Below are 10,051 nucleotides of genomic sequence, written 5' to 3'. Positions count from 1 at the left end.
TCTAGGGGGTCAAATTTAGATTGCCGATTATCCCCAAAAGGGGTCAATTTTAAATTGCCGTTGACAGCTATGGCGGCCTGCCGATGAAGCACTGGACTAATTCGAACATTAAAAGTACCTTTAAATGGTACATCCGGCTTTTTCCCTAACTCACCACACAGCAACTTAAAGTTAAGCTCTTAGTATATGTAGTCACGATATAACTAAACATCACACCAAACACCTACAAAAAGTCCTCATTTCTTTACAATGACATTTGCTTCAATCAAATGTAATGATTTACCCCCTATGCAACCCATAGAAACTCATCCCCTACCACCTTTTGCACCACCACATGCCGCCTTATTGATGTTGGGTTCCTTTCCACCACCACGTCATCGCCGGAAAATGGATTTTTATTATCCGAATTTGCAAAATGAAATGTGGCGAATTTTTGGGTTGATATTTTTTGAGGATAAGAACTATTTTCTTGAAGCGGATGGCAAGTCTTTTAATGAAGAGCTACTCCGAGACTTTCTATATAATAAAGGCATTGCCATCAGTGATACCGCCCATCAAGTCATCCGATTGGCTGGCAATGCTGCTGATAAGTCATTACAGATTGTTGAACCGCTTAATCTAAGTAAATTACTAGCGCAACTGCCTCAATGCCACACCATCATGACAACCGGTGACTTAGCCACGACGACGCTAATGTCATTACTGCCACCAAGCACGGACAAACCGAAAATTGGTGAACCGAGCAGAACATTATTTGAGAACAGAGAACTAAATTTATACCGCTTACCCTCCTCCTCCCGTGCCTATCCATTGGCTTTGGAGAAAAAAGCGGATGCTTATCGGGTGCTTTTTGAAGGGCTGTGTTAAGAATGGGGTAGGTTCAATATATTAGATTTAAATTTAGTTAAATGTGCTTTTATTCACAAAAATTGTGGATAAATGGATTAAATTTTGTTTTCTTTATGTAGCCTATAGGCTACAATGTTCGTAATGAAATATCAAATTAAAAGAACTGATGTTTTTGACAAATGGCTAAGCACCTTGAAAGATAAACAAGCAGTCAAAGCAATTAATATACGTATTATTCGTTTTATTAATGGGAATTTTGGAGACTCAAAACAACTGTCTGAACGTCTATATGAAATGCGAATATTTATTGGTAAAGGCTATAGGGTCTATTACACGATACATCAGCAACAAGTAATTATTTTACTTTGTGGTGGTCATAAAGGAACACAAAGAAAAGATATTGAAAATGCTAAACAAATTTTAAAATCTTTGGAAAATTGAAATGAGCGAAAAATTAAAAGATTTCAACCCCTTTGATTACATGGAAACCCAAGAAGACATTCAACTGTTTTTAGAAGAATGCTTGTCTGATGACGATCCAAATACATTTATCGAAGCCCTTGGCTTTCTCATTAAAAAACATGGAGTTAGCGAAATAGCAAGAGAATCTGGCTTAAATCGAGAGAGTTTATATAAAGTAATCAATGGAAAGAGTAAGCCTCAATGGGAAACTGTTTTTAAGGTTTTCAGGGCGTTACATTTTAAATTTCATCCACAATCTTTATAAGCCTCGGTATTTGTTAAATTTAAAAGAATTTGTCATGCGCAGAAAACAATTAACCGAACGATATAAATCACGGTATATTTCGCATTAAAGCTTTTATTGTTAATTTATACCGTAATAAATGCGCTTACTGCTAAACAAAAAAAACAGCAATGCAGTTTCACGCTCCAAGCAATCTGCTTCTCGAAATGAAGATACTAAAGATAGTGTGATATTGACATTTTGATCTAAGCAGAGAGAGGAGTCACTCTCTTCATGATGTCAAGATTAAAAAACGAGCTATCAGAATTATTAGGCACTGACGTCCATGCATACTACAATATCGATCAAGCGATTGTTTGGGAGTCTGTGAACAAAGACATTCGACTGGTCTTAGCGTCAATGCCCTAACTTAAAGAAGACATAAGTCATTTCACTCCATAAAAAGAAGACGATTTAGAATTTTACCCCCTTGTTGAGATGGTTCGACAAGGAGTTTTGCTTTTGGAAAGTTGTTTTAATACATAACGCATTCCTAATCAAGCAATTTTATAAATTAATTCTAAATGGGCACTTTTATCACATCTTCATTTGCTTTTAGGTCAAAATAAAAAGTAAATTTAAATTCTTATTTTTGGAGGAGCTCATGAATTTTAAACAACGTCTATCAATCAGTCTCGCATCGCTTGCCATGTCCTCGATGCTCTGTGCAAGCGCCTTTGCGCAAGAAGTAAAGGAATACTCAGTATCAACCGTGCTGGGCAATGCCTATCCATGGGTCAAACAGCTGAGAAATGGGCGGAGCTAGTCGAAGAGCGTTCAGAGGGACGTATTAAGCTTAAGGTCTACCCAAATGCTCAATTAGTTTCGGGTGACCAGACCAAAGAATTCTCCGCCTTGCGTAGTGGTTTGATTGATATGGCTTTAGGCTCCACCATTAACTGGTCACCACAGGTGCCCGAAGTTAACTTATTTTCACTGCCATTTTTAATGCCTGACAATGCAGCGGTTGATGCGATTACACAGGGTGAAGCAGGTAAAATGGTCTTTGACGCCATCGCCAAGCGTGGGGTTGTTCCTTTAGCCTGGGGTGAAAATGGCTTCCGTGAAATCTCTAACTCAAAGCATACTATCACCGCTCCTGAGGATTTACGCGGATTAAAGATTCGGGTTGTGGGTTCACCCCTCTTCTTAGATACGTTTAACGCCCTCGGTGCTAATCCTACGCAAATGAGTTGGGCAGATGCCTTACCTGCCCTAACGACCGGAGCAGTCGATGGTCAAGAAAACCCCTTATCCGTATTTTCAGCAGCTCGTGCCGATAGAGCCAGTCAGAAATACCTTACACTCTGGCATTACATGAATGACCCATTAATTTTTGGCGTGAGTGAGCGTGTATGGAAGACCATCGCCGAAGAAGCTCAGGCCCTGCTCAAGCAAGCAGCCTATGATGCTGGCCAATGGGGTATCGAGAAGTCCCGCACTGAACTAGAAGCTACCTTAAATGACATTCGCGAGCGTGGTGTTGAAGTGACTGAGCTTAGCCAAGAGCAGCATCAATCCTTTGTTGAAGCGACACAAAGCGTGTACGACAAATGGACCAAGCGCATTGGCGCAGAACTAGTTGAAACGGCTCAAAAAGCAATTTCAGAACGTTAATCTTGTTTTAACTGATGATGGCGCAGTCTATTATTAGCTGCGCCTTTTGTTTTACATTGTTTACTAGCTATTATGTCAAAAGCGAAAAAAATACGTATTGAATCGTGGATAGCAATCATTGCACTGGCTGCGATTTGTATCATCAGTTTAGCCAATGTCTTAGTCCGCTATGCCACGGATATTTCTTTTGCCTTTACCGAAGAGTATTCGGTATTCCTAATGGTGGTACTGGCCTTTGCTGGAGCTGCTGTAGCAGCTCGTTCTAATGACCATATCCGTATCACTTTCCTAGAACAGCGTCTAGGCGCTAGCGGTAGACGCCTTTTATACACCCTACAATGGCTTGGCACTGTCGTCGTCCTGGGTTTAGTTGCTTGGTATAGTGGCGTCTTAACATGGGAAGAATACATTTATGATTCCCTTTCACCTGGCCTTGGCTATCCCACCTGGATATATTTGATTTGGATGCCAATTTTATCAGCAGTGATTATGCTGAGAACCACCCAAAATTGGATGGCTAGAATGCGGCTTGGCACAGAGGAGAATGTATCATGAGTGCTGACTTATGGATGTTACTTTCCTTTTTGCTAGCGATGCTAATCGGTATGCCAGTTGCCTATGCACTTGGTATAGGTGGTGCGATAGGTATTGTGATGGGCTTATCACCCGATATGCTAGCAACACTCGGCACCAATACCTATAATAGTATCGCTAAATACCCTTTAATTGCTATTCCACTTTTTATTTTAACGGGCTTAATTTTTGAGCGCGCAGGGGTGGCGGCTAGCTTAGTTACCTTTGCTCAATCGATCATTGGACAACGTCCTGGCGGCCTAACCTTGGTAGCAGTCATCGTTTGCTTAATTATGGGTGGCATGAGCGGCTCGGGCCCTGCGGATGCAGCGGCTGTCGCAATGGTGATGTTACCTAGCATGACCAAAGCGGGCTATCCGCGCCCTTTCTCCGCATCAATGATTGCGGCTGCGGCTTCTACGGCTATTTTAATCCCACCATCCATTGCTTTAATTTTGTATTCGGTGATGATGCCAGGGCTAGACTTACGTGCACTGTTTGCCGCTGGTTTGATTCCAGGTGTATTAGCAGGTGTTGCGCTGTTGGTGCCGAGTTATATTTTAGCTCGACTTCGCGGTTGGGAGAGTAGCAAAACCGAAGAAAGACCACCTTTTAAACAAAGCTTTATCAAGGCCTTACCCGCATTATTTGCGCCCGTCATTATCTTAGGTGGTTTGCGCTCAGGGCTCTTTACACCGACTGAGGCAGCCGTTGTAGCGGTAAGTTATGGCTTGTTTTTAGGTGCGTTTGTGTATCGACAACTCACCTGGCATGGCTTACTTGAGATGTTTAACGAAGCGGCAAAACTCTCTGGTATCGTGCTGTTAATCATCGCCTTAGCAGGCATTTTTGCCTGGTCAGGCACCACGCTTGGGACTTTTACACACCTAGCGGATATCATCTTGAGCTTGTCTGATAATGGCTTAGTACTATTATTCCTCATTATGATTTTAGTGCTCTTTGCCGGGATGCTACTTGATGCGATTTCGATTTACCTAATTCTGACCCCAATCTTAATCCCATTAATCAATCATTTTGAATGGAATCCTGTCTGGTTCGGGATTTTGCTAGCGATGAATATTGCGATTGGGCAGTTCACGCCGCCTGTAGCAGTGAACTTAATGGTCACTACCAAGATCTCAAATATTCGCTTAGAACACACCTTTGGTTGGGCCATGCTCTTTATGTTGACGATGTTCTGCGCCCTATTGCTCGTGATGTTCTTCCCGTCTATTGCGCTATGGCTGCCTGAATATTTGGGCTTCTCAGTCAATTAAATTTAAAGCGCCTAAGCTAGGCGCTTTTTCTTTTAATCTAAACAAATTTCTTGCTGCTGGTATATTAGATGATTTAAATATGTAACGCTTAATGAGCCCCGATCATCATGAGTTAATTATTTATCGGGGCTTTGGTTTATGGTCTATCAGCTCTGATTCAATGCATATATAAAGCAAACAATATTTAACCTTTAAAACCAGGATCTCTTAGCACCCCCATAGGGCTAATGGTGACTTTTCGAGCTTTATTTGAATATAAGGAGCTGGCTCCGAAGCTTGAAAACACCAAATCATCGCAAAGAACTTCACTATCAAAATTCTCCCCCGCCTTCTCCGCTTTTTGGGCTTTCAGCATTCGCCTATAGCGGTCATCAGCATTTGCATCATAATGACGTGTTAAGGTTATACTTTTTTGTGCCCCATTAATTTTCTGTACTCTATATATTTCTTTTTTATCATTACTCTTGGAACAACGCCACGGTAGGCATCTACATGGCGCTGGTGCCGATGTTCCTAGGCTACCTCTGTTTTGGTTATGGTCTGGCACGGATCCAGGCCAGCACAGCGACCACCATCACCTTACTGGAGCCAGTTGTCGCAGCCGCACTTGCAGCCGTCATTGTGGGCGAGCGACTCCCCAAGATGGGTTGGATCAGCGTTGCCCTTATTTTCGTGTGCCTAGTATGCATCACACTGCCCGCACACACACGCAAACAAAGCCCTGCAAAGCCTTCGCCCACCTCTGCCTAAGAAACAGCGTAATTGCGCATGGGTTGCAGCACCAAGGCCGAGTCAATGCTTGATGCCTGCAAAACGTTTTACAAACTGGTGTTGAAACGTCTGAGCCTTCGCACAGCCCGCTCTGTACTGCAACGCCGACTGAGCACTGTGGCTCCCCTAGACTAACAGCGATTAACCACAGCCACCTACGCTAGCGTGACTGTGGTATCAAACTTACTACGATACGTAGAGAAAAAGGTCCGTACATTTCTGACGTGGTTCGTTGCCGTAAATAACTTACCCACTAATTCATGATAAGCATTCATATCTGGTACTTGTAAAATCACAATAAAGTCAGGCCCACTCGTGACACGGTAGCATTGTTTTACAGAGCTTTCTGACACAACTAAGGCTTCAAAGGCATCAAACACTTCGGCCGATTGTTGGGTTAGATTGATCTCAACAATCGCAGTTAAATCGCTTCCTAGTGCTTGGGCATCTAACAAGGTGACGCGTTTTTGAATAATCCCCGTTTTTTCCAATCGCTTAACACGGCGTAAGCAGGTAGGAGGCGAGGAAAAGACTTTTTCAGCCAAGGCTTGATTACTGATAGAGGCATCCTCTTGTAAGACGTTCAAAATCCGTTTATCTAAATCATCTAATAACACCATCCTCACCCCGCTTTCTCTCAGTAAATATGAACAATCAAACACAGGATTTGAAATTTAATTTCAAAAATTACCTAATAATTTATTATACTTTAAACAAAACTATTCAATAAAATAATTATACATATTTTCATACAATTTTGATTTTTAATTTCAAGCATTTTATAGCAAAATAGCGAAATTACTTTTTTGGAGATAAGCTCATGTGTGGAATTGTAGGTGCTGTAGCGCAACGCGATATTACCCCTATTTTGGTAGAAGGTCTTAAACGTCTTGAGTATCGCGGTTATGACTCTTGCGGTGTTGCCGTTTATATGAATGGTGAATTAAACCGCGCTCGCAGTACACAACGGGTAGCAGAGTTAGCGCAGCAAATCAAAGCCGATGGCATCCAAGGTTTTACAGGCATTGCGCATACGCGCTGGGCAACCCATGGCGCACCCGCAACTCATAATGCGCATCCCCATTTTTCTGGTCAAGACAAGGGTTCACCCCGCATTGCGCTAGTGCATAACGGAATTATTGAAAACTACGAGGAATTACGTGAAGAGCTGATCGCCCAGGGCTACACCTTTGAAAGCCAAACAGATACTGAGGTGATTGCGCATTTGATGGATCACCTGTATCACGGCGATTTATTTGAAACACTCCAACAAACTGTCGCTCGTTTGAGCGGTGCCTATGCTATTGCCGTCTTTTGTCGTGATGAACCGCATCGTATTGTGGCTGCTCGCCAAGGTTCTCCGCTTGTCATTGGGCTAGGTGATAATGAACACTTTCTTGCCTCTGATGCCTTAGCACTCGCCGGCACCACGGATCAAATTATCTACTTAGAAGACGGTGATATGGCCGATCTTCAAATTTCAAACATATGGATAGTAGATGCGAACTTAGCCCCTGTTGAGCACAAAGTACATACGGTGTCAGCGTATACGGCAGCGGCTGACTTAGGCCCATACCGTCATTACATGCAAAAAGAAATTTTTGAACAACCACGTGCGGTAGCCGATACTTTACAAGATATTGAAAGCATTGATCCTCCGTTATTTGGTGAGGAGGCTGAAGCTATCTTTAAGCGCATTGATAATATTCTCATCCTAGGCTGCGGTACTTCTTATTATGCTGGTATGACTGCTCGTTATTGGATTGAAGCGATTGCTAAAGTCCCGGTCAATGTAGAAATCGCTAGCGAATATCGCTATCGTGAAAGCGTGCCCAACCCTAACACCTTAGTTGTGACGATTTCCCAATCAGGTGAAACAGCAGATACGCTAGCAGCACTCAAACACGCACGCGCTTTAGGCATGGACAACACATTAACCATTTGTAATGTCGCTAGCAGCGCCATGGTTCGTGAGTGTAAGCTAAATTACATTACCCGTGCAGGGGTCGAGATCGGTGTAGCTTCTACCAAAGCATTTACTACCCAATTAGTTGCGCTGTTCTTATTAACCGTTGCCTTAGCCAAAGCCAAAGGTAGGATGGCTCCAGAACTGGAGGCAAGCTATTTAAAACAGCTGCGCCACTTACCAGTTGCACTTAGCTCGATCCTTGCACTAGAACCTCAAGTAATGGCATGGGCTGATCGCTTTGCTAGCAAGGAAAATGCCTTATTTCTAGGCCGCGGCTTACACTATCCTATCGCCTTAGAGGGCGCATTAAAACTAAAAGAAATTAGTTATATCCATGCTGAAGCCTACCCAGCGGGTGAGCTCAAACATGGCCCCCTAGCCTTAGTAACGGAAGCGATGCCTGTGGTGGTGATCGCACCTAATGACGAATTACTTGAAAAGCTCAAGTCTAATATGCAAGAAGTACGTGCGCGTGGCGGTGAGCTTTATGTGTTCGTTGATGCGGATACAAATATTAGCAGTAGCCCTGGTATGCACGTCATTCGTATGCCGGAGCATTATGGCAAATTATCACCTATCCTACATACGGTGACCTTGCAGTTACTGTCTTATCACACAGCAGTAGCACGTGGCACCGACGTAGATAAACCACGCAATTTAGCAAAAAGTGTGACCGTAGAGTAAAGCCTATCTAAGCAGCTTTACTGCCTGAACAAATAACCCAACGAGCCGGCCACTGCGCTGCAAGCTCCTACACTCCTTGCATCAGCAAAATCGCCGGCTCGTTGAAAAGTAAAAACTAATTAAATCCCTTCATACTCAGAAAACCTATCGAACACAGTCTTCACAAAACCATCGGATCTTGAGAACACCGCTTCACCTCGCTCTTCATCATCTAAAGCCCAAGGCAAACTTGCTTGCACATAATAGTGATCAAACACCAAGATGCACAATGATTCACTGCGCTCTTCTTTTTCATTAATGTATCCGAGACACTGCACCTCATGCCCCTTATCCGTCTTAAACTGTCGATCAACCAAGCTTTCTTTACCATCACCGAGCGCTGCCCGCGCACCTCTCAGCAGATTGCTCGTCGCTTTTTCATGCGTTGCATTAGCCCGGAGCCTTTTCGCTGACACCAAAGTCGAGCGAGTTTTCTCATCATTGTTATACCGAAGGCTTACCGAACCAACGTCTGGTCTACTAGTCATTTCTGTAATCCAGAGGTCCTCATATTCCGGTACAATATAAGCCAAAATTGGATTTTCTTTAATATCTTCACTGATCGATTGAACCGTGTTAGCACTGCTTTTTTCAGCCATCGCACTACTAACACTCAGTGAACAGATACCCACCACAGTAAGCATTTGAATTAAGCACTTTTTGAACTTCATAATATCTCCTAGATAAAAAGCCACGGCCCCATTAATCAACATATCAACAAGCCGGCCACTGCGCTGCAAGCTCCTACACTCCTTGCATCAGCAAAATCGCCGGCTCGTTGAAAAGTAAAAACTAATTAAATCCCTTCATACTCAGAAAACCTATCGAACACAGCCTTCACAAAGTCATCGGATCGTGAGAACACTTCTTCACCTCGCTCTTCATCATCTAAAGCCCAAGCTAAACTTGTTTGCACATAATAATGATCAAACACCGAGACGCACATTGATTGACTGCGCTTTTCATTCTCATTAATGAATCCGAGGCACTCGACCTCATGTCCCTTATCCGTCTTAAACTGCCTCTCAACCAAGCTTTCTTTGCCATCGCCAAGGGCCTGCCTCACCCCCTTATCAAGATGCTCCATCGCATCTTCCGCTTTCATATTGTCTGGCAGCTTTTTCGCTGACACCAAACTCGTGCGAGTCTTCTCATTATTGTTATAGCGAAGACTGACCGAACCATCGTCCGGATTACTATTCAATTCTGAAACCCAGATGTCCTCGTATACTGGGACCACATAAGCCATAATTGGATTATCTTTAATCCCCTCACTGATCGTTTTGTTCGTATTAACACTTCTTTTTTCTGCCATTGCGCTACTGACACTCAGTGAACAGATACCCACCACAGTGAGCATTTGAATTACGCACTTTTTGAACTTCATAATAACTCCTTGATTAATAGCCTTATCAGCGGCAGTGTAGCTAATGAGATAATTAGCTTTCTGGACATTTTGTAATTTTTTATTAACCGCATAGGCTTGCTGAGCCACTGATAAAATGGTCCAAAGGCATAAGGCAGGTT

12 protein-coding genes and 1 pseudogene are annotated in these 10,051 nt (G+C 43.1%); 9 read left to right on the top strand and 4 right to left on the bottom strand.

What is annotated here, in order from left to right:
- Positions 1-164: toxin-antitoxin system HicB family antitoxin (locus HMPREF3144_RS12050; RefSeq protein WP_141742783.1), on the bottom strand; the 164-nt coding region annotated here is incomplete at its 3' end.
- Between the two features lie 124 nt (positions 165-288).
- On the opposite strand from HMPREF3144_RS12050, the gene HMPREF3144_RS10980 reads away from it, so the two are divergent.
- The 8 genes and pseudogenes from HMPREF3144_RS10980 to HMPREF3144_RS10950 all read left to right on the top strand — a co-directional run bounded on the left by HMPREF3144_RS10980 (position 289) and on the right by HMPREF3144_RS10950 (position 5,811).
- On the top strand, positions 289-867 hold the full coding sequence (locus tag HMPREF3144_RS10980) for a uracil-DNA glycosylase family protein (protein ID WP_070477877.1): 579 nt from the start codon (positions 289-291) through the stop codon (positions 865-867).
- Between the two features lie 123 nt (positions 868-990).
- The gene (locus tag HMPREF3144_RS10975; protein ID WP_070469291.1) at positions 991-1,290 is read left to right on the top strand and encodes a type II toxin-antitoxin system RelE/ParE family toxin; all 300 of its coding nucleotides are present in this window, start codon (positions 991-993) and stop codon (positions 1,288-1,290) included.
- 1 nt (position 1,291) lies between these two features.
- Positions 1,292-1,576 carry an addiction module antidote protein gene (locus HMPREF3144_RS10970; RefSeq protein WP_070469292.1) on the top strand — a complete coding sequence of 95 codons (285 nt, stop codon included), beginning with the start codon at positions 1,292-1,294 and terminating at the stop codon, positions 1,574-1,576.
- Positions 1,577-1,828: 252 nt separating this feature from the next.
- The gene (locus HMPREF3144_RS11970) at positions 1,829-1,963 is read left to right on the top strand and encodes a hypothetical protein (RefSeq protein ID WP_256388368.1); all 135 of its coding nucleotides are present in this window, start codon (positions 1,829-1,831) and stop codon (positions 1,961-1,963) included.
- Between the two features lie 235 nt (positions 1,964-2,198).
- Positions 2,199-3,211: pseudogene (locus HMPREF3144_RS10965) on the top strand (DctP family TRAP transporter solute-binding subunit).
- 72 nt (positions 3,212-3,283) lie between these two features.
- Positions 3,284-3,766, top strand: coding sequence for a TRAP transporter small permease (locus HMPREF3144_RS10960; RefSeq protein ID WP_083290452.1), 483 nt, complete (start codon positions 3,284-3,286; stop codon positions 3,764-3,766).
- Positions 3,763-5,061, top strand: a complete 1,299-nt coding sequence (locus HMPREF3144_RS10955; protein ID WP_070477876.1) for a TRAP transporter large permease — start codon at positions 3,763-3,765, stop codon at positions 5,059-5,061. The genes HMPREF3144_RS10960 and HMPREF3144_RS10955 overlap by 4 nt, the downstream gene beginning before the upstream one ends.
- Before the next feature lie 492 nt (positions 5,062-5,553).
- Entirely contained in the window at positions 5,554-5,811 is a 258-nt protein-coding gene (locus HMPREF3144_RS10950; protein ID WP_210394317.1) for an EamA family transporter, read from the top strand.
- Between the two features lie 176 nt (positions 5,812-5,987).
- Here HMPREF3144_RS10950 and HMPREF3144_RS10945 read toward each other — a convergent pair whose 3' ends face one another.
- On the bottom strand, positions 5,988-6,452 hold the full coding sequence (locus tag HMPREF3144_RS10945) for an Lrp/AsnC family transcriptional regulator (RefSeq protein ID WP_018025754.1): 465 nt from the start codon (positions 6,450-6,452) through the stop codon (positions 5,988-5,990).
- Positions 6,453-6,652: 200 nt separating this feature from the next.
- Between HMPREF3144_RS10945 and glmS the strand changes: the two genes are divergently transcribed.
- Positions 6,653-8,485 carry a glutamine--fructose-6-phosphate transaminase (isomerizing) gene (glmS, locus tag HMPREF3144_RS10940; protein ID WP_036558583.1) on the top strand — a complete coding sequence of 611 codons (1,833 nt, stop codon included), beginning with the start codon at positions 6,653-6,655 and terminating at the stop codon, positions 8,483-8,485.
- 119 nt (positions 8,486-8,604) lie between these two features.
- On the opposite strand, the gene HMPREF3144_RS10935 is transcribed toward glmS, so the two are convergent.
- Positions 8,605-9,195, bottom strand: a complete 591-nt coding sequence (locus HMPREF3144_RS10935) for a hypothetical protein (RefSeq protein WP_141742782.1) — start codon at positions 9,193-9,195, stop codon at positions 8,605-8,607.
- A 125-nt stretch (positions 9,196-9,320) separates the two neighbouring features.
- Positions 9,321-9,911, bottom strand: a complete 591-nt coding sequence (locus HMPREF3144_RS10930; protein ID WP_141742781.1) for a hypothetical protein — start codon at positions 9,909-9,911, stop codon at positions 9,321-9,323.
- Positions 9,912-10,051 lie beyond the last annotated feature (140 nt).

This window comes from Oligella sp. HMSC05A10, assembly GCF_001808335.1.
Taxonomy (GTDB): Bacteria; Pseudomonadota; Gammaproteobacteria; order Burkholderiales; family Burkholderiaceae_B; genus Oligella; species Oligella urethralis.
Note: the sequence above shows the minus strand (reverse complement) of the source record. Positions and strands in the feature narration are given on the sequence as shown.

Bases quoted from the DNA above. Each gene is read 5' to 3' on its own strand.
- HMPREF3144_RS10935 (WP_141742782.1), bottom strand. From the start codon at position 9,195: ATGAAGTTCAAAAAGTGCTTAATTCAAATGCTTACTGTGGTGGGTATC.
- HMPREF3144_RS10930 (WP_141742781.1), bottom strand. From the start codon at position 9,911: ATGAAGTTCAAAAAGTGCGTAATTCAAATGCTCACTGTGGTGGGTATC.
- HMPREF3144_RS10955 (WP_070477876.1), top strand. From the start codon at position 3,763: ATGAGTGCTGACTTATGGATGTTACTTTCCTTTTTGCTAGCGATGCTA.
- HMPREF3144_RS10950 (WP_210394317.1), top strand. From the start codon at position 5,554: ATGGCGCTGGTGCCGATGTTCCTAGGCTACCTCTGTTTTGGTTATGGT.
- HMPREF3144_RS10975 (WP_070469291.1), top strand. From the start codon at position 991: ATGAAATATCAAATTAAAAGAACTGATGTTTTTGACAAATGGCTAAGC.
- HMPREF3144_RS10980 (WP_070477877.1), top strand. From the start codon at position 289: ATGCAACCCATAGAAACTCATCCCCTACCACCTTTTGCACCACCACAT.
- HMPREF3144_RS10970 (WP_070469292.1), top strand. From the start codon at position 1,292: ATGAGCGAAAAATTAAAAGATTTCAACCCCTTTGATTACATGGAAACC.
- HMPREF3144_RS10960 (WP_083290452.1), top strand. From the start codon at position 3,284: ATGTCAAAAGCGAAAAAAATACGTATTGAATCGTGGATAGCAATCATT.
- HMPREF3144_RS11970 (WP_256388368.1), top strand. From the start codon at position 1,829: ATGATGTCAAGATTAAAAAACGAGCTATCAGAATTATTAGGCACTGAC.
- glmS (WP_036558583.1), top strand. From the start codon at position 6,653: ATGTGTGGAATTGTAGGTGCTGTAGCGCAACGCGATATTACCCCTATT.
- HMPREF3144_RS10945 (WP_018025754.1), bottom strand. From the start codon at position 6,452: ATGGTGTTATTAGATGATTTAGATAAACGGATTTTGAACGTCTTACAA.